Source organism: Kitasatospora sp. NBC_01539 (genome assembly GCF_045040525.1).
Lineage (GTDB): Bacteria > Actinomycetota > Actinomycetes > Streptomycetales > Streptomycetaceae > Kitasatospora.
In genome coordinates this window covers 8,941,315-8,963,533 of record NZ_CP109390.1, presented here as the reverse complement: position 1 = coordinate 8,963,533, position 22,219 = coordinate 8,941,315, and the positions used below count along the sequence as shown (strand labels likewise).

The 22,219-nt window shown below is 75.3% G+C and carries 18 protein-coding genes and 1 pseudogene; 8 read left to right on the top strand and 11 right to left on the bottom strand.

Annotated features, from left to right (window positions below):
* Positions 1 to 25 precede the first annotated feature (25 nt).
* The 3 genes from OG335_RS38900 to OG335_RS38890 all read left to right on the top strand — a co-directional run bounded on the left by OG335_RS38900 (position 26) and on the right by OG335_RS38890 (position 2,020).
* A complete protein-coding gene (locus OG335_RS38900; protein ID WP_405009141.1) occupies positions 26 to 823 on the top strand; it encodes a hypothetical protein in 798 nt (265 codons plus the stop codon).
* Positions 824 to 958: 135 nt separating this feature from the next.
* Complete coding sequence (locus OG335_RS38895; RefSeq protein WP_405015281.1) at positions 959 to 1,627, top strand: sigma-70 family RNA polymerase sigma factor; 669 nt, start codon at positions 959 to 961, stop codon at positions 1,625 to 1,627.
* A gap of 177 nt (positions 1,628 to 1,804) precedes the next feature.
* Positions 1,805 to 2,020 (top strand): heavy-metal-associated domain-containing protein, encoded by a 216-nt coding sequence (locus OG335_RS38890; protein ID WP_405009142.1) that lies wholly within the window; start codon positions 1,805 to 1,807, stop codon positions 2,018 to 2,020.
* Between the two features lie 65 nt (positions 2,021 to 2,085).
* Here OG335_RS38890 and OG335_RS38885 read toward each other — a convergent pair whose 3' ends face one another.
* Entirely contained in the window at positions 2,086 to 3,717 is a 1,632-nt protein-coding gene (locus OG335_RS38885) for an AMP-binding protein (RefSeq protein WP_405009143.1), read from the bottom strand.
* A complete protein-coding gene (locus OG335_RS38880; protein ID WP_405009144.1) occupies positions 3,714 to 5,480 on the bottom strand; it encodes a CoA transferase in 1,767 nt (588 codons plus the stop codon). Before OG335_RS38880 ends, OG335_RS38885 begins: the two co-directional genes overlap by 4 nt.
* 182 nt (positions 5,481 to 5,662) lie before the next feature.
* Here OG335_RS38880 and OG335_RS38875 point away from each other — a divergent pair, with 182 nt between their 5' ends.
* On the top strand, positions 5,663 to 6,847 hold the full coding sequence (locus OG335_RS38875) for an acyl-CoA dehydrogenase family protein (RefSeq protein ID WP_405009145.1): 1,185 nt from the start codon (positions 5,663 to 5,665) through the stop codon (positions 6,845 to 6,847).
* Between the two features lie 50 nt (positions 6,848 to 6,897).
* On the opposite strand, the gene OG335_RS38870 is transcribed toward OG335_RS38875, so the two are convergent.
* From OG335_RS38870 to OG335_RS38860, 3 genes are all read right to left on the bottom strand, one after another.
* Positions 6,898 to 7,959: a sugar ABC transporter permease gene (locus tag OG335_RS38870; protein WP_405009146.1), complete on the bottom strand. Its 1,062-nt coding sequence runs from the start codon at positions 7,957 to 7,959 to the stop codon at positions 6,898 to 6,900.
* Positions 7,956 to 9,098, bottom strand: a complete 1,143-nt coding sequence (locus OG335_RS38865; RefSeq protein ID WP_405009147.1) for an MFS transporter — start codon at positions 9,096 to 9,098, stop codon at positions 7,956 to 7,958. Before OG335_RS38865 ends, OG335_RS38870 begins: the two co-directional genes overlap by 4 nt.
* 196 nt (positions 9,099 to 9,294) lie before the next feature.
* Positions 9,295 to 10,179 (bottom strand): LysR family transcriptional regulator, encoded by an 885-nt coding sequence (locus tag OG335_RS38860; protein WP_405009148.1) that lies wholly within the window; start codon positions 10,177 to 10,179, stop codon positions 9,295 to 9,297.
* 115 nt (positions 10,180 to 10,294) lie between these two features.
* Here OG335_RS38860 and OG335_RS38855 point away from each other — a divergent pair, with 115 nt between their 5' ends.
* Positions 10,295 to 10,660, top strand: a complete 366-nt coding sequence (locus tag OG335_RS38855) for a YybH family protein (RefSeq protein ID WP_405009149.1) — start codon at positions 10,295 to 10,297, stop codon at positions 10,658 to 10,660.
* 23 nt (positions 10,661 to 10,683) lie between these two features.
* Here OG335_RS38855 and OG335_RS38850 read toward each other — a convergent pair.
* The 3 genes and pseudogenes from OG335_RS38850 to OG335_RS38840 all read right to left on the bottom strand — a co-directional run.
* Positions 10,684 to 10,824: pseudogene (locus OG335_RS38850) on the bottom strand (IS5/IS1182 family transposase); the annotation flags it as partial.
* Positions 10,825 to 11,029: 205 nt separating this feature from the next.
* Positions 11,030 to 11,422: a DNA glycosylase AlkZ-like family protein gene (locus tag OG335_RS38845; RefSeq protein ID WP_405009150.1), complete on the bottom strand. Its 393-nt coding sequence runs from the start codon at positions 11,420 to 11,422 to the stop codon at positions 11,030 to 11,032.
* A gap of 22 nt (positions 11,423 to 11,444) precedes the next feature.
* Positions 11,445 to 12,179: an alpha/beta fold hydrolase gene (locus OG335_RS38840; RefSeq protein ID WP_405009151.1), complete on the bottom strand. Its 735-nt coding sequence runs from the start codon at positions 12,177 to 12,179 to the stop codon at positions 11,445 to 11,447.
* Positions 12,180 to 12,259: 80 nt separating this feature from the next.
* Here OG335_RS38840 and OG335_RS38835 point away from each other — a divergent pair, with 80 nt between their 5' ends.
* From OG335_RS38835 to OG335_RS38825, 3 genes are all read left to right on the top strand, one after another.
* The gene (locus tag OG335_RS38835) at positions 12,260 to 13,234 is read left to right on the top strand and encodes a helix-turn-helix transcriptional regulator (RefSeq protein ID WP_405009152.1); all 975 of its coding nucleotides are present in this window, start codon (positions 12,260 to 12,262) and stop codon (positions 13,232 to 13,234) included.
* A gap of 106 nt (positions 13,235 to 13,340) precedes the next feature.
* Positions 13,341 to 13,520, top strand: coding sequence for a hypothetical protein (locus OG335_RS38830; protein WP_405009153.1), 180 nt, complete (start codon positions 13,341 to 13,343; stop codon positions 13,518 to 13,520).
* Between the two features lie 98 nt (positions 13,521 to 13,618).
* Entirely contained in the window at positions 13,619 to 14,455 is an 837-nt protein-coding gene (locus OG335_RS38825; RefSeq protein WP_405009154.1) for a hypothetical protein, read from the top strand.
* A gap of 43 nt (positions 14,456 to 14,498) precedes the next feature.
* Here OG335_RS38825 and OG335_RS38820 read toward each other — a convergent pair whose 3' ends face one another.
* The 3 genes from OG335_RS38820 to OG335_RS38810 form a co-directional block, all read right to left on the bottom strand.
* Positions 14,499 to 14,819 (bottom strand): hypothetical protein, encoded by a 321-nt coding sequence (locus OG335_RS38820; protein WP_405009155.1) that lies wholly within the window; start codon positions 14,817 to 14,819, stop codon positions 14,499 to 14,501.
* A 6-nt stretch (positions 14,820 to 14,825) separates the two neighbouring features.
* On the bottom strand, positions 14,826 to 17,390 hold the full coding sequence (locus OG335_RS38815) for a SpoIIE family protein phosphatase (protein WP_405009156.1): 2,565 nt from the start codon (positions 17,388 to 17,390) through the stop codon (positions 14,826 to 14,828).
* Positions 17,391 to 17,472: 82 nt separating this feature from the next.
* On the bottom strand, positions 17,473 to 22,050 hold the full coding sequence (locus OG335_RS38810; RefSeq protein ID WP_405015268.1) for a HAMP domain-containing protein: 4,578 nt from the start codon (positions 22,048 to 22,050) through the stop codon (positions 17,473 to 17,475).
* Positions 22,051 to 22,219 lie beyond the last annotated feature (169 nt).

Below are 22,219 nucleotides of genomic sequence, written 5' to 3'. Positions count from 1 at the left end.
GGCCGCCATGCGACTGGGACGGGGAGTGCGTACAGGACGGGCCGCGGTGTTCGCGGCCGTCTGCGTGCTGCTCGCATCCCTCGGGCACGTCCTGATGTCCGGTACGCACGTGCCGTGGTGGGCCCTGGCGGCCGCCTTCGCCGCCGCCTGGGGCATCGGCTGGGTACCCGCGGACCGCGAGCGCGGCCCCGTGCTGGTGACCGGCCTCACCGTGGGCGTCCAGGCCGCACTGCACCTCGTCTTCACCCTGGGCCAGGCCGCCGCGCGGCGGCCCGCGGACGGCGGCACCGCGACACGGTGGGCGGCACTGCTCTGCGGTCCCGACGAGGTGACCCCGGCGGAAGCGGCCCGGCTCGCCGAGGCGGCCGGGCTCGGGGCCGGGACCTCCGGCGACGGCCTGTCCGTCGTCGCGGTCGACCTGGCCGACGTGACGGGCACGGCGGGCATGGGGCACATGGCGGGCATGGCCGCCGACATGCCGGGGATGGACATGGGCGCCCACGCCGCGCACCAGGCCGCCGCCGCAACCGCCATGCCCGCGCACCTCCCCGGCGGGACCGCCGGCATGCTCGCCGCGCACCTGCTGGCCGCGCTGCTGGTCGGCCTGTGGCTGGCGGCCGGCGAGCGGGCGGTGTTCCGGCTCGGCCGCACCGCGGCCGCCCTGCTGTTCGCCCCGCTGCTCCTCCTCGTGGGGCTCGTCCGCCCGCCGCACCGGCCGCCGCCGCGGCCCGCCCGTGCCGTCCCCGCCCGGTCGCTGCGGCAGCTGCTGCTCGTTCATGCCCTCACCTCCCGGGGTCCACCGGCCGGGGCCGCCGCCGTCTGAGGACGGCGTGCCGCTCCCAGGTCCGCGCCGCGTCGACGCCGTGCCCCCGCCGGGTACGGCGGCACCCGCGCGTGCCCTGGCCCCGTCCTGCGGCCCGTAGGCCGCCTCCCCGCTCTCCGAGAAGGACCCATGGCGATGACTCCTGCCCTGCCGCACCCGCGCGCCCCGCGATGTCGTTCCCCGCACGAGGACGCGGCCGTCACCGAGTGGGCGCTGGCCGCCCGCACCGGCGACCAGGCCGCGGTCGAGCGGTTCGTCCGCGCCACCCGCCCCGACGTGTGGCGTTACGTGGCCTACCTGAGCGGCGACCCGCAGGCCGCCGACGACCTCACCCAGGACACCTACCTGCGCGCCCTGCGCGGCCTGCCGCGCTTCGAGGGCCGTTCCTCCGCCCGGACCTGGCTGCTGTCGATCGCGCGCCGCACGGTCGCCGACCGCTTCCGGTTCGCGGCGGCCCGGCCGCGGCTGCTGGACACCGACGACTGGCAGGCGGCCGCGGAGCGGGCGCAGTACTGCGGGGCGCCCGGCTTCGAGGAGGGCGTGGCACTGGCCGAACTGCTGGCGTCACTGCCCGCCGAACGGCGTGACGCCTTCGTGCTGACGGCCGTCCTCGGCCTGCCGTACGAGCAGGCCGCGGAGGCGGCCGGGTGCCCGATCGGCACGGTGCGCTCGCGGGTGTCGCGGGCCCGCACCACGCTGGTCCGGCTGCTCGCCGACGCCGAACGGCACCCGGCGGCGGCAGCAGCAGCGGCTCAGCCCGTCGCGGTACCGGTGGTGGTTCCGCTGGTCGGCTGCGCGGCCTGATCGGTTCCCCGGTCCACCCGATGGGGGCACAGGACGGCGTGTCCGCGTGGCCGCCTCGGGGCGGTGCGCTGTCGTTGTCCTTGTCGTCGTCGGCAGCGGTCCCGTGCCGTCGCGTCCCGACCCGGCCCGATCCCGGCCCGATCCCGTCCCGTCCCGTCCCGTCCCCGGAGGTATCCCATGTCCGTCACCGCCGTCTTCACCGTCGAAGGCATGAGCTGCGGCCACTGCGAGAGGACCGTCAGCACGGAGCTGGCGGCCATCGACGGCGTGACCGAGGTGGCGGCCAGGGCGAAGGCCGGCCGGGTCACCGTCGTCTCCGAGCGGGCGCTCGACGACACGGTCGTCCGCAGTGCCGTGGACGGGGCCGGCTTCACGCTGGTCGGCCGGGTCTGACCCGTCCGGGGGCGCGTGGGGGTGGGCTGCCCGGTGTGCCGGGCAGCCCACCCCGTACGCCGGCCTCACCGGGCCTCGGTGGCCGCCCTGCGCAGGGCCGTCCGGTCCGGTTTGCCGGCCGGGGTCAGCGGCAGGGCGTCCATCAGCAGCAGCCGTTCCGGGTGCTTGCACCGGTCGAGGCCGCACGCCCCCAGGTGGGCGCGCAGATCGTCCAGGGTGACCGTACGGCCGGCCCTCGGCACGACGCAGGCCGCCAGCCGCTCGCCCATGAGCGGGCACGGGACGCCGGTGCACACGACGTCCCGCACGTCCGGGTGGGCCGCGAGCGCGCGCTCGACCTCGGCCGGGCTGATGTTCACCCCGCCGCGGATCACGATGTCCTTGAGCCGGCCGACGACCCGCAGCACACCGTCGGCGTCGAACACGCCCAGGTCGCCGGTGCGCACCCAGCCGTCGGCGGTGCGGTAGCGGTCGTTGAGCTCGGGTGCGGCGACGTAGCACAGCGGGGTCATCGGGCCCCGCGCCTCGATCTCGCCGATCTCCCCCGGGGTGCCGCACGAGGCACCGCCGGAGGCGGCGATGCGGATGTCGGTCACCGCGGGGTCGGGGCGGCCGACCGCGACGCCCGGGCCGTCCTCCTGGATGGGCCTGCCGCCGAGCCCGCTGTGGCAGTTGACCCCGTCGGCCGAGCCGTAGAGGTTCACCACCGGGCAGCCGAAGGCGAGTTCGGCCTCCGCGCGGGTGGCCTCGTCGAGCGGTGACCCGCCCAGGATCAGGGCGGCGGGTGGCGGCAGCGCCCGGTCGGACGGCCGGTCGAGCATCATCCGCACCATGGTCGGCACGCCCAGCACGTGGGTGGGCCGGTGGCGGCGGATCGTCTCCAGGGCGTCGGCCGGGGTGAAGCGGTCCATCAGCACCAGGGTGCCGCCGTGCCGGGCGAGCGTGACGGCCGTGCCGCTGCTGCCGAACGCCGACGCCAGCGGCACCAGGAAGAGGCAGCGCAGTTCGCTGCCCGAAGGGCGCAGCGCCGCCAGGAAGTTGCCGCGCCCTCCGGCGAGCGCGTTGTGCGAGTACGCGACCATCTTCGGCTCCGCCTCGGTGCCCGAGGAGACGAGGATCCGGGCGGCGGCGTCCGGGTCGGGACGGGCGGGGGTGAAGGCGGTGGCGTCGGTGCGCAGCAGTGCGGCGAACGACAGGCAGCCGTCCGGCAGCCGTCCCTGTCCCGCGGCCACCACCGCTCCGAGGGCGGGCAGTTCGCCGCGCAGGCCGGCGATGTCGCGGGCGGGCCGGGTGTCGCGGTGGGCGGTGGGGGCGATCACCGCGCGGGCGCCGGAGCGGCGGAGGAGCGACACCGCCTCGCGGGCGCTGCGCCCGGACGGGAAGGGCAGGGCGATCGCGCCGAGGGCGGCGAGGGCGAGATCGGCGGTCACCGCGTCGCGGCCGTTGGGGAGTTGGACGCCCACCACGTCGCCTGCGGAGATCCCGGCGGCCCGGAGGCCTGCCCCCAGCGAGCGGGCCCGGCGGTCGAGTGCGGTGTAGCTGAGCGGTCCGCGGGGGTCGACGACGGCGGTGCGGTGCGGGTCGGCGATGCGGCGGGCGCGGAAGAGCGCGTACAGGTCGAGGTCGGGGTAGTGGCCGTCGGCGGCCCAGGTGCGGCGGAGGGCGGCGGGGACGAGGTCGGGTATCGCGGGTGTCACGAGAACCTCCAGGGCGTGGGGACGGCGAGGGCGCCGTGGCCGTCGCGGGTGAGGGCGGCGGGCAGGCGCGGGTCGGCGGGCAGGGTGCGCAGGTCGGTGGTGACGGCGGTCGCGGTGAGGCCGCGGGCGCGCAGGGCGGCCAGGGCGTCGGTGGTGGGGAGGGTCCTCAGTGCGGCGGCGTGGCGGAGGGCCGGTGCGGCGGACCGGTCGGCCGGGGCGATCCAGCCGTCGGCGGTGGCCAGTGGTCGGCGGAAGCCGGCCGGTGCGGGCCCGGCCGCGGGGGCGGTGAGTGTCTCGGCCGCGCCGAGCAGGGAGGACTCGGCGCGTACGCCGCGGCCGGTGCGTTCGCGCAGCAGCAGGGCGGCGAGCACGGCCTCGGCGCCGTGCAGGCCGCCGAGGACGTCGATGAGCGTCATGAGGGACGGCCCGGGCGGCTCGTCCGCCGTGCGGACGGCCTCGGCGACGCCGGTGCGGGCCTGCACCATGAAGTCCGTGCCGGTGGGGGCTCCGGGCAGCCGCTCGGCCCAGTCGCCGGTGTAGGCGTACACGAGGCCGGGGTTGGCGAGGGAGAGGGCGTCGGCGTCGAGACCGAGCCGCTCGGCCCTGCCCGGCGCCCAGTTGTGCAGGAACACGTCGGCGGTCGCGGCGAGTTCGCGCAGTTCGGCCTGCCCGGCCGGGGCCTTGATGTCGATCTCCGTGACCTGCTTGCCCCGGTTGAGGGCGAGCCAGCGCGCCGACACGCCGTCGCAGCAGGGCGGCATGCCGCGCAACGGGTCGCCGCCCGGCGGTTCGATGCGCACCACGTCGGCGCCGAGCAGGCCCAGCAGGTGGGCGGCGAGCGGCGCCTGGACGCGCCGTCCGGCCTCCAGCACCGTCAGTCCGGCGAGTGGCAGAGCCGGATCGGTCGCGGCGGGGCGGGCCGGGGCCCGGGGCGGGGTGCCGGTGGCGCGGCCGGGACGGAACGACCACGGCGGGCCGGGAGCCGGGTCGGCGGCCCGGTCGGCGAGGGAGTGCAGGCGGCACACGTCGGCGCGGGAGCCGGCCGCGGCCTGCCGGACCTGTGCCCAGGAGGCGGCCCGGGCCGTGCGGTGCAGGGCGTCGGGGAGGGCGGCGCAGGCGGTGGCGTAGCGGAACTGGAAGGGGCGCCAGCCGGCCCGGATCGCGTCCGCGGGTGCGCCGAGGCGGCGCCAGAACGCCGCCCAGACGTCCGGTTCCAGCGCCTCCAGTTCGAAGCGGGTGCCGTCGGCGGCGGTGAACGGCGGCCCGCCGGGGCCGGTCGGCACCGCCTCGTCCTCGTCGGCGCCTGCGGCGGCGAGGTACTGGGAGACCGTCAGCAGCGCGGCGCGGTCGGCACCGGTGGCGACGTGTGCGGCGGCCGCGCCGGAGCGGGCCCGGCCGAGGAGGGCGGCGAGCAGGCCCTGCACGGTGAGGACGGAGGCGCAGGTCGCGGCGTAATCCCGGGCGAGGCCCCGCGGTGCGCCGTCGCGTCTGCCGTGGACGTGCATGATGCCGGTGACGGCCTGGACGGTCGCCTCGTCCGCGGCGTCCTCGGGCCGCCACAGGTCGGCCCAGGCGAGTTCGGCGCTCGGGCCGCCCGGTGCCTCGAACCTGGCCGGGCCGTCGGCACGGGGTTCCCCGGCGACCGTCGCCCCGAGGGCCCGCAGGTGGGCCACGGCCGGGGCCGTCAGCGCGGGCGGCCCGGAGACGCGCAGGTCCAGTGCGTCGAGCGGTCGGGCCGGCGGGGCGGGTGCGAGGTGGACCATGGCTCTCCTTGTCCGGGCGGCCGGGGTACGGCTGTCCGGGTCTCGGGTGCGGGCTCCCGGTGCCCGTCGGCAGGTGTGCGGGGAGGGGCGGGAACTCGGCGGCGTCCGGGGCCGACCAGTTCCACGACCAGAACGTCGGACGGTCACGTCGTCGGGTTCCCGACGGGTCCGGAGGAATCACCATGAAAGATCACGAAACCGCCGAATCCGGGTACGGCCTTCCCGCCTGTCCGGAGGCGGCGGTCGAACTGCGCGACAGGGTGGCGGAGTTCGTCCGGGCGCGGGTGATGCCGTGCGAGGCCGTCCTCGACGCCGGGGGCACCGCCGCCCGTACGGCACTGGCGCGGCTCCAGGACGAGGCCCGTGCGGCAGGGCTCTGGGCACTGCCGCTGCCCCGCGAACTCGGCGGCCAGGGCGTGCCGTTGTCCGTCCACGCGCACCTCGCCGAGGCGGAGGGCGCCAGCGACCACGGCCCGGCCGCCCTCGGATCGGCCCCGCTGCTCGACGTGCTGATGCTGCAGCGCCACGCCTCACCGGCCGTGCGCGAGCGCCACCTCCGACGCATCACCGCAGGCGGGCTGCGTACGTGCTACGCGATGACCGACCCCGACTCCCCCGGCACCGACCCGGCGACGACCACGACCCGTGCCGTCCGGGGCGAGGACGGCCGGTGGACCCTGCACGGCCGCAAGTGGTTCACGACCGGGGCCGGCGACGCCGACCTGGTCACCGTCATGGCCCGCACGAGCGGCCGCGCACCGGACACCGACGGCCTGTCGCTGCTGCTCGTACCCACGTCGGCGCCCGGCTTCCGGGTGGTCCGCGAGCTGCCGGTCCTCGGCGCGGGCGGGCAGTGGGAGATCGAGCTCGACGGGGTCACGGTGCCCGCCGACCACGTGGTCGGCGCACCCGGCCAGGCGTTGCGGATCGCCGGCGAGCGGCTGCGCCTGGGCCGCCTCCTGCGCTGCCTGCGCTGGCTCGGCCAGGCGGCGCGGGCCTACGAGCTGATGTGCGCGCGGGCCCGCTCCCGTACGCAGGCGGCGGGCCCGCTCGCCGACCGCCAGCTCGTCCAGCAGCTGGTCTTCGACTCGTTGCTCGCCATCCGCACCACCCGTCCGCTCGTCCACGAGGCGGTGGCCCGCCTGGACGCCGGGCAGGACGCGCGGATCGAGACCGGGCTCGCCAAGGTCGCCGCGGCCCGGATGCTCCAGCAGGTCACCGACGCCGCCGTCCAGGTCCACGGCGCGGCCGGCCTCGGCCCGGACACCCCGCTGCCGGCACTCTTCCGGGCCGGCCGCACGGCCAGGCTGCTGGACGGCCCCGACGAACTGCACATCGCGGCCGTCGCCCGCCGGGTGCTGCGCTGACCCCGGGCCCGGCCCCGCCCCGCGGGACCAGCCGGTGCACGGGGCCGGGGTCAGAACGCGAAGGGCCCGACCAGTCCGGTGAGCACGGCCAGTCCCAGGGCCAGGAAGAAGTCGCCCCAGACGAGTTCATGACGGACGGCCAGGCCGCGCTCGGCGTCGTAGCACCCGTCGAGCAGCGCCCCGGCGGGCGACAGGTGGCGGGTGCAGAGGCGGTGCAGGACCAGCTCGGCGCGGGCCGCCAGCCGGTCCGCGGTGCGCCCGTCCGCCGACGCCCGGGCCAGCGCGGCCAGTTTCAGGGCGGCGACCGCCTCGACGGCCGCCGCCGACGTGTCGGGCGGTCCGCCGCCCGCGCCCGCCCGGGGCACCGGCGGCACCCCGGCCGCGAGCCGCAGCGCGACCAGGCGGTCCACGGCCTCCCGCAGCGCTCCACCGGCGCCGAAGCCGGGCACGGCCGTCCCGTCGGCCGCACCGAGCAGCAGCCACGCCGCCGTCCGGCTCCAGCCCGGCGCCGGCTCCGCGCAACCCCGCCAGCCGCCGCCGGGCAGCGCCGCCCAGGCCGGGCGCGGCGGGTCCTCGCCGAGGCACAGCTCCAGGTGCCGCACCAGGTGCGAGCGGGCGGCCTCCACTCCGGCGGCCCCGGCCCGGGCCAGCAGCGGCACGGTGCCCGGTACGCCGTCGGCGCGGGCCAGCAGCCGGGGCCCGCCGAAGGCGCTCCCCCACGGCACGACGCCCAGCTCGCGGTCGAACGCGGCCAGGCAGGCGTGCGCGGCCCGCTCGCGCAGCCCGTCCGCCGTGCCGCCGGCCGCCGCGGTGCCGTACCAGAGGATCATGCCCCGCGTCGCCGTGTCCTCCCCGGCCCAGCCCGCCAGGCGCCCGGTGCAGGCGCGGGCGGCCTCCGCGTCGGCACGGTCGCCGGAGGCCAGGGCGCGCAGCCGGAGCAGCCCCGCCCAGAACCCGCCGGTCCACGACCCGCGGCCGGTCGTCGTCCACCGGCCGGTGTCCGGGTCGGCGTACAGCGGGAAGCGCGGCCCGACCTCGGCGGCGGTCGCCGCGGCCCGGCCGAGCACGGCGGCCAGCGCCGGCCCCGCCCAGTGCGGCCCGACGCGGTTCACGCCGTCACCGGGCGGGCCCCGCGCACGGCGAGCGGGGCGGTGACGGCCGCGGCGGCCGCGAACTCGGCGGCGACCAGCAGCCAGCCCGGCCCGTACCCGGCCGCCGAGACGGCCCGGGCGAACACCGGCGGGCCGACCGCGAACCCGGCGAAGAAGCCCGCCGACACGATCGCCGAGTCCTGCCCGGCGCGCCCCGGCGCCGAACTCCGCATCACCAGCACCATCGACACGGCGTTCGCCGACACCGCGAACACCCCCACCGCCACCGCGCCCGGCCACACCAGCGCCGGCAGCGGCACCGCGGCGGCCAGCAGCAGGGCCGCACCGACCGCGCCCAGCGAGAGCACCGACGGCAGCGCCGCCGCCCGGCCCTCCCGGTCCGCCACCCGCGACCAGCCGACCCGTCCGGCCATCCCGGCCAGGCCCAGCACCGCCACCGGCAGGGCCGCCACCGTCGCCGGGAGGCCGAGCCGCTGGGTGCCGAACAGCGCCAGGTACGTGTTGACCGACGCCACGCCGCCGCCGAGCAGCAGCGAGAACACCGCCAGCCGGGCCGCCACGGCACCCGCCGCACCGGAGGGCACGCGGCCCCGGGCCGGTGCGGGGTCCGCGGGCAGGGCGCGCGCCGCCCACCGGGCGGCGAGGGCCGCCGCGCCGGCCGCCGTCCACACGGCGCCGCGCCACCCGACACCGGCGGCCAGCAGCGACAGCGGAAGGCCCGCCGCGAACGCACCCGCCTGCACCCCCGACTGCTTCCACCCGGTCACCGCCCCGCGCCGCCGCGGTGCGAAGGCGCCGAGGATCACCTTGTTCGTCGCCGGGTTGGCCAGCGCCTGCGGGAGCCCGCCGAGCGCCACCGCGCCCAGCAGCAGGCCGGCCCCCGGTGCCGCGGCGATCATCCCGAGCGAGACGGCCGCCAGCAGCAGCAGCGCCACCACGCACCGGCGCGGCCCGGCCCGGTCGACCAGCCGCCCCGCGACCGGCGAGAGGAGCGCGGCCGTGCCGAACCCGACGGTGGTGGTGAGGCCGAGCTCCGTCCGGGAGAGGACCGACCCGCCCACCAGGCGCGGTCCGAGTGCTCCCAACAGGAACAGCTGCATCATCGAGAAGGCCATGGCGCACGTCAGCAGCGCCGTCACCCCCGGTCCCGACCGGGGCTCCCCGCCACCACGCACCGTCATCCCCACGACCGCCTTCCCGCGCCGGCGCCCGCCCTGGCCGCTCGTCAGACAGTCGTGTCCGTGCTGCGCCGGGTTCCCGCCGCCCCGCTCGGCCGCCCGGCGCACCACCGCACGGACGGACGGCGGGTGCGGCGGCGCCGACCGGGCGCGGCCGTCACCCCGGGTCGGGTGCGGCGAACGCCCTCCCGGCGTGCACGAGCAGCTCGCGCACGGCGGGGTTGTGCGTGCTCCTCCAGACCAGGGCGAGCACCGCCGGTGTGTCGACGTCGTCGATGGTGCGGGCGGTCAGCCGGGGGTCCGCGGCCATCGAGGCGCTGAGGACGGCGACGCCGAGCCCGCGGGCGGCGAGGTCGACGACGGCGTCCGCGGCACCGGCCTGCAGTGCGATCACGGGCCGCAGGCCCTGCGCGGCGCAGGCCCGGTCGAACACCGTGCGCAGGCCGGTGCCGGGCGGCATGCAGACGATCGGGTGGGCGGCCAGGTCGCCCAGCGTGACCCGCCGCCGGTCCGCCAGCGGATGCCCGGCCGGTACCGCGGCGACGAGCCGCTCGCTGACGAGGGTCAGCGCCTCCAGCCCGTCCGGGGTGGCGGCCGCGGTGCCGACGAGAGCGAGGTCGAGAGCACCGGCGCGGACCCCCTCGACGAGCCGGTCCGAGGTGTCCTCCAGCAGCGCGATCTCGACCCCGGGGTGCGCCCGGTGGAACGCCGCGAGGGCGTCGAACAGCGGGGTGACGGTGCAGCCCGTGACCATCCCGACCGTGAGCCGGCCCCGGATCAGGTCGGTCACCTCCCCCACGGCCTGGCCGACGGCCCGGGCTGCGGCGAGCGCGGCGCGGGCGGGTTCGAGCGCGGCCTTCCCGGCGACGGTCAGCGTGGCGGTGCGGGCCGACCGGTCGAACAGCTCGGCGCCGAGCTCGCGTTCCAGCCGGCGGATCTGGGCGCTGACCCCGGACTGGCTGATGTGCACCCGCTCGGCCGCGCGGGTGAAGTTCCGCTCCTCGGCGACGGCGACGAAGTACTCCAGCTGCCGCAGTTCCATGACTGCGGATTCTAGCTTCCAGCAGATCCAGCTGTTGGACTTCCGGTCGGCGGCCGACCAGGCTGGGAACCGACGGAACCGCGCATCGGACGGAACCGCACACCAGGAGGAAGCCGTGCCGGAGTACGAGAAGGCCCTGCGGCCCGAGGACATCACCCGCCTGTTCGTCGAGCGGTCCAACGCCGGTGACGCGGCCGGGGTCGCCGCCCTCTACGAGGAGGACGCGGTGATGGCCTACCCGCCCGGCCGGCTGACCGTGGGCCGGGAGGCGATCCGCGCGCTGTGGGAGAAGGTGCTCGCCGGCCGTCCCCACTTCACCCCCGAGGAGCCGCTGCCGACGCTGGTCAGCGGCGACATCGCCCTCACCTCGACCCCGCCGAAGGACGGGAGCGGCGCCCGGGCCCAGGTCGTCCGGCGCCAGCCCGACGGAAGCTGGCTGCGCCTGCTCGACCAGCCCGAGTTCGCCCCGCCCACCGCCTGAAAAAGTGTCGGGTCGTTGGGTGGCTACTGGCTGTTGATGTCGTCGGCGAGGCGACGGGCTGCCTCGGTCTTGATGGGGCCGCGTGGCTCGATCTCCTCGCCGGCGAGGAGGGCGGCCATGAGTCGGATCATGGCGACCTTGATCATCGCTTCCGCGTGCACGGTCTTGGGGTCCCGCGATCCGGCTGCGGCTGGTCGTTCAGCTGCGGCAGGCGCTGGACGAGGTGACGGACACGGCCTTGGACAGCGGGATGGCGGCGGCGAAGGCGGAGGGTTGGGGGTTGCGGCAGATCGGCGGCGGGGTTGGCCTGTCGCACGAGAAGGTCCGCTACCGGCTCGCCCGGGCGTCGGGCGAGCCTGCCGGGTCCTCCTAGAGCGAGGCGGTGGCGTCGGCGGGCTTGCGGGTGGAGCGGAGCCGGCCGCCCTCGACCTCGGCGGGCAGTGCGAAGCCGTAGCGGCCGTGGAAGTTGACGTGGGCGAGCAGCCGCAGCACCCAGCGGGCATCCGAGCTGGGGATGGCGTGCAGGGTGCCCCGCATGAACCAGCCGCGCACGATGCTCCGGTCGTCCTCGTACGCCGCGCGGATGCCGGCGGCCGTGATGTTCCGCCCGCGCACCCGGATGCCCAGGTCGGCGGCCATGGCGTCCTGGGCCTGGATGGCGAAGACCCGGCGGACGACCGCCTCGGCGGAGGCTTCCCGCACTCCGTCGGCCAGGGCCGGCGCGCGGGCCCGCAGCCCGCGGACGCTCTCGTGGTCAAGCATGGGCTGTGTGTGGCCGTCTCGGTCAGGAGACGGCCGCGTGGAGGATGTCGGCGAGCTCGGCGGGCGTCGACAGCATGGGCCAGTGTCCGGTGGACAGGTCGAAGCGCCGCCACGGCGCGTGGTCGAGGAAGGCCAGCATCGGCACCCCGGCATCCAGCAGGCCCTGGAAGTCGCGGCAGGCGACCAGGACACGGTCCACGCCGGGGCCGGGTTCGACCGGACCGGCGAGGCGCTGGGTGTAGGTGCCGAACGGCTGAGGGGTGGCACGTGCGCTCAGCACGTCCCGCCGGCCCTCATCCAGTCCGTCGAGGCTGCTGGACAGACCCAGGACCTCGAACGGCGGCATCGGGAGCCGGCAACCGTCGCCGCGGGCCGCGACCTGCCGGCTCAACTGGTCCGCTACCTCCGGTGGCATGAGGTCGAGCATGCGCATGCCCTCGGCGAACGGGGCGCTGTCCACGTAGACCACACGCTCCAGCCGGTCACCGAGTCGCCCGGCCGCCCCGGTGACGGGGGCGGCCGCGTAGCTGTGCGCCACCAGGGTGACCTCGCGCAGGTCGTTCTTCTCGACGAAGTCGGTGATGTCCGCGATGTGCACGTCCAGATCCGTCCGGGGCCCGCCCTCCCCGGCGCGCTCGGCCAGTCCGGTCAGTGTCAGCGGCAGCGCCGTGTGGCCGTGCTCCCGCAGCGCGTCGGCGGTGTCTTGCCAGGCCCACGCGCCGAGCCAGGCGCCGGGAACGAGTACGAAGGTGGTCATGTGATCTCCCTGAAGTGAGGTGCTGCGGGGAGCGTAGAGTCGATACAGGACAGAATCAGCCCTGAAATGTCGAGTGATCCGTGTCGCATCCCCTGACCCGCGTGCTGACCCTGCTGGAAGTGCTCCAGTCGAACGCCGGGCTCACCGGGAGTGAGCTGGCCGACCGGCTGGACACCGATGTCCGTACGGTCCGCCGGTACGTCGCCCACCTGCGCGACCTGGGCATCCCCGTGGAGGCCGAGCGCGGCCGCCATGGCGGCTACCGGCTGGCCCGCGGCTACCGGATGCCGCCCCTGGTGCTCACCAATGACGAGGCCCTCGCGGTCGTCCTCGGACTCCTCGCGGCCGAACGGCTCGGGATGGGTACGACGGTGCTGGCCGGCGCGGGCGCCCGGGCCAAGATCGAGAGGGTGCTCCCGCAGGCCCTGCGGGAGCCGCTCGCCGCCATGCGGGAGACGCTGTCCTTCACCGCCAACGCCGTGAGCGCGCAGGCACCCGGGAGCGGTGTCCTGCTGGCTCTGGCACAGGCCTCGCGTGCCAGGACGACCGTCGGCATCGCCTACCTGTCCTGGCGGCAGGACCAGACCGAGCGCGACATCGACCCCTATGGCGTGGTCTTCCACACCGGCCGCTGGTATCTCGTCGGCCACGACCACCTCCGCGACGACCTGCGAACCTTCCGCATCGACCGCATCGCCTCCGTCACCCCCCGCCCGCAGACCTTCACCACCCCTGACGGCTTCGACCCGGTCGCCCACCTCACTGCGGCCCTCGCCCAGGGGCCCTACCGCTGGCAGGTCGAGGTGACGATCCACGGCCCTCTCGACGAGATCGCCAGAAGGCTGCCGGGGACGGCTGTCACGCTCACCGCCCAACCCGTCGGCGTGCTGATGCGGGCACAGGCGGAACGCCTCGACGGCATGGCACACCTGCTCGCCTCGCTGGAGTGGCCCTTCACCATCCACAGCCCCGACGAACTCCGCCAAGCCCTCAAGGACCTGGCGGGTCAACTCGCTGCCGCCGCCGAACGACAGCCGGGAGCCCTGCCGCGGTAAATCACGGATTTACCGCGACAACGACGGAGGGGCGGGCAACGGTGGCGATCGAACAGGCCGCCGTGCCAGAAGCCCGGGGGCGTTCCGACTTCCGCGCGCTCGTGTCGTGCCTCTGGCCACCGGTCCGGCGACGTATGCGGCGGCGGTGGACCGCTACCCGACAGCGGCGGGCATCTCGAAGGGCTCGGCGCGGATCTACCGGATCTCGCTGACGAACTGGGGCTGGATGCTCGCGGGCGAGCCGACCCCGACGGGTCCGGTGCGGCCCGGCTGCTGCCCCGCCTGATCGCCGGCCGCACCGAAGGGCCGCTGTTCCTCACCGAACGCCGCGCGCCCGCAGGCACCCCGACGATGGACGTCTGCACAACCACCGGACGGGCTCGGTTGTCCTACCGCCGAGCCGAGGAGATCTTCGAAGAGAGCACCCGGCTACCGGCCAACCCCCTCGCCCGCCCCGAGCAATGGAACGAGCTCCAGGGCTTCACGCTGCACCGCTGGCGGCACACCGCGCTCACCCACGACGCCGAGTCCGGCACCAGCACACCCATGCTCCCGGCCCGCTCCCGCCACGCCTCCGTCCGCTCCCTGGAGCGGTACGCACGGCCCGGCGTCGACGCCGTCGCCCGGCACGTCGCCAGCCAGGACCCCACTGCACGGCGCCGTCACAAAACGCACCCGGGTCGCCGGATCTGTGGCAGGGTGAGCCCATCCACCCGGGGGGGTACTTCCATGCGCGTCCGCGCTTCCGCACCGACGGTCCTTGCCGTCGCGGCGCTGCTCACCGCTTGCGGCAGCAGCTCGCCGGGCACGACCGACGCCGCCCAGGACTCCGCGAAGTGGTACTCCTCGGGTGCGAACAGCAGGATCACCCAGCTGGTGTCCCGGACGACGTCGGTGCTGGACGACATCGAGGCGATGAACGCCGGGAGTTCCAGCCAGGCCGGCCTCCTCCACCTGAGCAGTTCCTGCGCTCGGCTGGCTCACGACGTCGAGGACGCCGAGGCGTACGCTCCCGTGCCCGACTCCCGGACACAGGGCTACTGGAAGGCGGCTCTCGGGCAACTGGGCCAGGGCGCGTCCGACTGCCGCGACGCGATGACCGAGCAGGAGGACGTCAAGTCCAAGGTGAACTCCGGCGCGTCCATTCTCAGGCTGGGACTGGAGAACCTCACGGCCGTCCTTCGGTCCGTGGGCGCGGCCACCGCGAGCCCCTCGCGCTGATCGTCCACGCCGCGCTGCCCTGGACGGCGCCGGCTCGCTCCGCCTACCAGGGCAGCACGGCGTGGATGTCCTTGCCGCCGCGGGTGCCCGTGAGGTCGGGCGTGCGCGGGGCGGGCAGCACCGCACTGCCGTCGCCGACGGTGACCCGGACGCCGCTGACGGCGGCCTCAACGGTGAGCACAGGCGGCCCGGGGGCGTGCCGTACGGCGTTGCCGACCAGCTCCGGGACGACGAGCAGGACGTCGCTCCCCGCGTGCTCCCCGCCTCCGTCGACCGCCGCCCCGTCCGCCCCGTCCCGTTCCCGCTCCGGGCGCGGCGGCGAGCACCGCCCGCGCCGCGTCCGTCCCACCGTACGGGAGCCCACGGGAGCTCACCCGACCTCGATCCCGATGATGCAGGTGTCGTCGTCGGTGTCCGCACTGCTGTAGGTGAGCAGGTGGTCGAGCCTGCTCTCCAGCAGCGACCGGTCCTCCGTCTGCCGGGGGCGGAGGGCGGTCTCCAGGAGCTGGCCGAGCGACTCCTCCAGCGAACGGTCCTTGCGTTCGACCAGACCGTCCGTGTACATCAGCAGGGTGTCGCCGGGCTCCAGTTGGACGCGCCCCTCCTCGTACTCCGCGTCGCCGATCGCCCCCAGCAGGATGCCGCCGAGCCTCGGCAGCGTGTCGGCGCCGTCGCGCCGCAACAGCACCGGGGGCAGGTGGCCGGCACGGGCCCACCGCATCGACCTGGTCTGCGGGTCGAACAGCGCGCACACCGCCGTCGCGGTGGCGCTCTCGGTGAGGTGGAACGCCACCACGTTGAGCCAGGACAGCAGTTGGGCCGGGCCGGCGCCGGTGGCGGCGAGCCCCCGGAGCGCGTTACGCAGCGCGACCATGCCGGTGGCGGCGTCGATGCCGTGTCCGGCGACGTCACCGACGCAGAGCATCACCTGCCCGGTGGGCAGGGTGACGGTGTCGTACCAGTCGCCGCCCACCGCGTGCTCCTCCTCCGCGGGGCGGTAGCGCACGGCCACGTTGAGGCCGCCCAGTCGGAGCGGTCCCCGGTTGGGCGGCATGATGGCGTGCTGCAGCTGCAGCGCGAGCCGGTCGCGCTCCGCGGACCGCGCCTCGGTGTCCGCCAGCCGGTCACGGGTCGCGGCGAGGGCGACCTCCGTCCAGTGCTGGGCGGACACGTCCTGGTAGGCGCCGCGCACGGCCACGAGCCGGCCCACGGCGTCCAGGACGGGCTCGGCCACCACCCGGATGTGGCGGTCGACCCCGTCGGCGCGCTGCAGGCGGAAGGCCGTGGACGCGGGCTGCCGGTGGTGGAGCACCGCCCGCAGGAACCTGCCGATGGCGTGCGCGTCGTCGGTGTGGGCACTCGCCGCGAGCTGTTCGAGCGCGACGGGGGCCGCGGTGGCGGGCAGCCCGTACAGGTCGAAGAGGGTGTCGTTCCAGGTGATCTCCCCGGTCCGCAGGTCCTCCTCGAACCCGCCGATCCGGCCCAGGCGTTGCGCGTGCTGGAGGAGGCTGGCGACGCGTCGGGCGTCGTCCTCCAGGCGCCACACCACGACGACGCGGTCGGCGTGCCGGCTGATGGCCACGGCAGCGGTCGACCGCAGCGGCACGTCGTCCACCAGGGCGACGAGTTGCATCCTCGCCTCCCGGAACGGCTCGCCGGTGGCGTGGACGCTCTCGACCTTCTCGAAGAGGCCGCCGGGCTCGGCGGCCATCGGGTACGCCTCCAGCAGGGTGGCACCGGCCACGGCGCTGCGGGGGCGGCCCGCGAAGTCGAGGAAGTTCGGGTTGACGTGCTCGACCGTGAAGTCGGACGGCCGGCCGTCGCCGCCGAGGACGGGCCGCAGGATCAGGGCCGCGTCCTGGAGGCCGTCGGTGAGTTCGCGGAGCTCCCAGAGCTGGGCGTCGGCCCCCGGGCCGTAGCGGCGGTCGGCGGCGGCGGGCCGGTCCTCCATGGCGTGCGCGCAGAGCTCGGCGAGCGCCTCGATCTGGCGCAGGATGCGGGGTGCGGGCGGCTCGATCGCCTCGGGCCAGCAGAGCTCCAGGACGCCGGAGATGCGCCCGTTGACGCCCGCGGGGACGGCGACACGCCCGCCGGGGAACCGGTACTGCCCGATGGACGGCAGCGCGAGGGTCCCGTGCACGGCCGGGCCCCGGTCGGCGAGGGCCCGGGTGGCGGGGGTGTGGACGCCGGGCGGCACGTGGTGCCAGCGGCGGGCCTCCTCCGGAGAGAACCCCGCGCTCCCGGCCAGGGCGAGCGAGCCGTCGGCCTGCGCCGCCCAGACGGCCACCCCGGTGGCGCCGAGCGGTGCCAGCGCGTGGGCCATGAGGGAGTCCGCCACGGCCTGGACGTCACCGGTCCGCAGGCTCGTCCCGGCGGTGCGGAGCCGTACCGAGAGGCTCCCCGGCGGCGCAGCGGTCGGGGCGGCGGCGGCGGCTGCGGTGGATGCGGCGGTGGCGGACGTGGCGGCGGTGGCGCTGTCCGTGGCGGTGGCCGTGGCGACGAATTCGCGGGCCACCTCGGTGAAGCGGTCACGGGAGGCCTGGTCGATGAGGTCCGCCGCGAGTTCGAGGGGCGGCACCCCGGCCTTCCGGGCGAGGTCCGCGAGCTGACGCCCGGCGAGGGCGGGCCCGCAGCCGAGCCGTTCGACGAGGATCCCGGTGGCGAGCTCGACGAGGGCGCGCCCGTCGGCGGCCGCGTGCGCGTCGGCGACCTCCGCGCGCAGCCGTTCGACGGTGGACGCGAGCCTGCCCACGACCCCGCCGCCCGCGGGGGGCCTCGCGGCGCCGTCGGCTCCGGAGGCGTCGGCCCCCGAAGCGTCGACCGTGGTGCCGGCGGCGGCAGCGGTGTCGTCGGCGGGGCGGGTGTGCTGCTGCGGGACGGCCGCGACCGGTGGCCGGCCGACGGCTCGTCCGTGCGGTGCGGGGGGTGTGGTCACCGACTGCTCCTCGATGGGCGGGTGCGGGCAGGTGAGGGGCCCGGGCGGGCCGCCGTCGGCACTACGTCGGTCTGCGTCGGTCCTAGGGATGCAGCCACCGCTGGATGCAGGCGATCAGGTCACGGGCGTCCACCGGCTTGGTGACGTAGTCGCTGGCCCCCGAACCGAGGCTCTTCTCCCGGTCACCGGGCATCGCCTTCGCGGTGACCGCGATGATCGGCAGGTCGGCGTGGCCGGGCATCGCCCGGATCGCGGCGGTGGCGGTGTAGCCGTCCATCTCCGGCATCATCACGTCCATCAGGATGAGGTCGATCCCCGGGTGCGAGGTGAGGACGTCGATCCCGGCCCGCCCGTGCTCGGCCTGCAACACGCGGACGCCGTGGAGTTCGAGGATCCCGGTGATGGCGTACAGGTTGCGGTCGTCGTCGTCCACGACCAGCACGGTGCGGCCCGCGAGGGAGCCGTCCACGTCGTGGGCGACATGGCGGGCGGGCTCGTCGGCGCGGACCAGCGGGAGTACGTCGCCGGGCTGCTCCGCACTCAGGTGCAGGGCGATGCGCTCGCGCAACTCGTCCAGGCTGGAGAGGAGTTCGAGCGGCGGCACGGCGGCACGCTCCTGGAGGGCGCGCTCCTGGGTGCTGCCGAGCCGGCGGTTGTTGTGCGCGAGCACGGGCACGCCGTGCAGTGCCGGGTCGCGTTCCATCTGGTCGAGGAAGCGCAGCGCGGCGCCGTCCGCGAGGTCGAGCTCCAGGACGACGCAGTGGAAGGCCCGGCCCGCGAGGGCGGCGGCGGCCTCCTGCGCGCCCACGGCGGTGACGAGTTCCACCGGGCGGGAGTCCGCGTGGCCGGCGAGGTCGGCGACGGCGCTCTCGGCGACGAGCGACAGCAGGCCCCGGGGGCGTTCCTCGACGACGAGGAGGTGCTTGCGGCGGGGCACGGGGGCCGGGGCGGCCGGGGCGGGGATGCGCGCCGTCTCCTGCGGTCCGGCGGCGGCGGTCGGGCCGAGCTCCCGGACGGGCCGGTCGGCCGCGAGGGCCGCGGACTCCACGTCGGGGTGGGTGGCGGGCAGGTAGAGGGTGAAGGTGCTGCCCCGGCCGGGCTCGCTCTCGGCGGTGATGGCGCCGCCGAGCAGGTAGGCGATCTCGCGGCTGATGGAGAGGCCGAGGCCGGTGCCGCCGTACTTGCGGCTGGTGGTGCCGTCGGCCTGCTGGAAGGCGCCGAAGACGCTCTCCAGGTGCTGCGGGGCGATGCCGATGCCGGTGTCGACGACGTGGAAGGCCACGACCGGGCCGCCGCGGCGCGCGACCTCGGGGATCCGCGACTCGTCGGCGGGCTCGATCCGCAGCGCGACCCGTCCGCGTTCGGTGAACTTGACCGCGTTGGAGAGCAGGTTGCGCAGCACCTGCCGCAGCCGGTAGTCGTCGGTCAGCACGTCGACCGGTACGCCCGCGGCGGTGGTGACGTCGAAGTCGAGGCTCTTCTGCCCGGTCAGCGGCCGGAAGGTGGCCTCGACGTAGTCCAGCAGCTGGCGCAGCGGGATCCGTTCCGGCGTCACGTCCATCTTGCCGGCCTCGACCTTGGAGAGGTCGAGGATGTCGTTGATCAGCTGGAGCAGGTCGGAGCCGGCGGAGTGGATGATCCCGGCGTACTCGACCTGCTTGGCGGTGAGGTTGCGGGTGGGGTTCTGCGCGAGCAACTGGGCGAGGATCAGCAGGCTGTTGAGGGGCGTGCGCAGCTCGTGGCTCATGTTCGCGAGGAACTCCGACTTGTACTTCGAGGCCAGCGCGAGCTGGTGGGCGCGGTCCTCCAGCTCCTGGCGGGCCTGCTCGATCTCCAGGTTCTTGGTCTCGATGTCGCGGTTCTGTGCGGCCAGCAGGGCGGCCTTCTCCTCCAGTTCGGCGTTGGAGGACTGAAGTTCCTCCTGCCGCGCCTGCAACTCCTCCGACCTGACGCGGAGTTCGGCGGTGAGTCGCTGCGACTCCCCGAGGAGCTCGTCGGTGCGGGCGTTGGCGACGATGGAGTTGACGTTGACGCCGATGGTCTCCATCAGCTGTTGCAGGAAGGCCCGGTGGACGTCGGTGAACCGGTGCACGGTGGCCAGCTCGATGACGCCGAGCACCTGCTCCTCGACCACGATCGGCAGGACGACGAGGTGGACGGGGGCGGTGGAGCCGAGCCCGGACGAGACGGCGACGTAGCCCGCGGGCAGGTCCTCGACGAGGATCATGCGCTTGGAGCGTGCGGCCTGGCCGACGATGGAGCTGCCGAGTGCGAAGCGGGTGGGCAGCCCGGCGCCTGCGGGGTACGCGTAGGAGCCGATGAGCTGGAGTTCGGTGCCGCCGGAGGTGTCCTCGGCGAGGTAGAAGGCGCCGTACTGGGCCGACACCAGCGGGGTCAGCTCGTCCATGACGAGTTCGGCGACGACGCCCAGGTCGCGGCGGCCCTGCATGAGGCTGGAGATCCGCGCGAGGTTGGACTTCAGCCAGTCCTGGTCCTCGTTGGCCCGGGTGGTCTCGCGGAGCGACTCCACCATGAAGTTGATGTTGTCCTTGAGGTCGGCGACCTCGCCCGAGGCGTCCACGGTGATCGAGCGGGTCAGGTCGCCCTCCGCGACGGCGCCGGTGACCTCGGCGATCGCCCGGACCTGCCGGGTGAGGTTCCCCGCAAGCTCGTTGACGTTCTCGGTCAGGCGCTTCCACGTGCCGGAGACGCCCTCGACCTCGGCCTGCCCGCCGAGCCGGCCCTCGCTGCCGACCTCCCGGGCCACGCGGGTGACCTCGGCGGCGAAGGAGGAGAGCTGGTCGACCATCGTGTTGATGGTGGTCTTCAGCTCCAGGATCTCGCCGCGCGCGTCGACGTCGATCTTGCGGGTCAGGTCGCCCTGCGCGACGGCGGTCGTGACCTGCGCGATGTTGCGGACCTGGCTCGTCAGGTTGTGCGCCATGAAGTTGACGTTGTCGGTGAGGTCCTTCCACGTGCCCGCGACGTTCGGCACCCGGGCCTGGCCGCCGAGGGTGCCCTCGGTGCCGACCTCGCGGGCCACCCGCGTGACCTCGTCGGCGAACGCCGAGAGGGTGTCGACCATCGTGTTGATCACCCCGGCGAGCGCCGCGACCTCGCCCTTCGCCTCCACGATGATCTTCTGTGACAGGTCGCCGCGCGCCACGGCCGTCGCCACCTGCGCGATCGAACGGACCTGCCCGGTGAGGTTGGACGCCATCACGTTGACGTTGTCCGTCAGGTCCTTCCACGTCCCCGACACCCCGCGCACCGTGGCCTGGCCGCCGAGGTTGCCCTCGGTGCCGACCTCGCGGGCCACGCGCGTCACCTCGTCGGCGAACGCCGACAGCTGGTCGACCATCGTGTTGATGGTCTCCTTCAGCTCCAGGATCTCGCCGCGCGCGTCCACCCGGATCTTCTGCGACAGGTCGCCCTTCGCGACGGCCGTGGTGACCTGCGCGATCGACCGCACCTGGGCCGTCAGGTTGTCCGCCATGACGTTCACCGACTCCGTGAGGTCGCGCCAGGTGCCCGACACGTCGCGGACGTCGGCCTGGCCGCCGAGGCGCCCCTCCGTACCGACCTCGCGGGCCACGCGGGTGACCTCGCCCGCGAAGGAGGAGAGCTGGTCGACCATCGTGTTGATGGTCTCCTTCAGCTCCAGGATCTCGCCGCGCGCCGTGACCGTGATCTTCTGCGACAGGTCGCCCTCGGCGACGGCGGTGGCGACCTGCGCGATCGACCGCACCTGGTCGGTCAGGTTGCCGGCCATGAAGTTGACCGAGTCGGTCAGGTCGCGCCAGGTGCCGGAGACGCCCTTGACGTCGGCCTGGCCGCCGAGGCGCCCCTCGGTACCGACCTCGCGCGCCACCCGGGTGACCTCGCCCGCGAACGCGGACAGCTGGTCGACCATCGTGTTGACGGTGTTCTTCAGCTCCAGGATCTCCCCGCGCGCGTCCACGGTGATCTTCTGCGACAGGTCGCCCTTCGCGACGGCCGTGGTGACCTGCGCGATGTTGCGCACCTGGTCGGTCAGGTTGCCGGCCATGAAGTTGACCGAGTCGGTCAGGTCTCGCCAGGTGCCGGCGACTCCGGGCACCTGTGCCTGGCCGCCCAGGCGGCCCTCGCTGCCGACCTCGCGCGCCACCCGGGTCACCTCCGCGGCGAACGACGAGAGCTGGTCGACCATCGTGTTGACGGTGTTCTTCAGCTCCAGGATCTCGCCGCGGGCCGCCACGTCGATCTTCTGCGACAGGTCGCCCTTCGCGACGGCCGTCGCCACCTGCGCGATGTCGCGCACCTGGCTGGTGAGGTTGCCCGCCATCGCGTTGACGGAGTCGGTGAGGTCCTTCCACGTGCCCGACACCCCGGGCACCTCGGCCTGACCGCCCAGCCGCCCGTCCGTGCCCACCTCGCGCGCCACCCGGGTGACCTCGGAGGTGAACAGCGACAGCTGGTCGACCATGCCGTTGAAGACGGTGGCGATCTCGCCCAGCAGGCCGTCGGCGTCGTCCGGGAGCCGGGTGCCGAAGTCGCCGTCCCGCACCGATGTCAGACCTGCGAGCAACTGCCGGAGCTCCGGTTCCCCGACCGCCCCGCCGGCCGCCGATCGACCGCGACGCGCGTTCGGCAGCGATCCGCTCACCGAGGTGTCCGCCATAACCGACCCACATCCACTTCGTCGACGCCGTCGCCGACCCCGTCCGGGTACCGCCGTCGGCACGCTGCCTGTCCGGACCCAGCTCCGCACCAGTACCCGGAGTGAGCCGTTGGCGAGGCTACCCCACCCCGGACGGCTCCCGAAGACGGAGTTGACGATCCCGTGACAG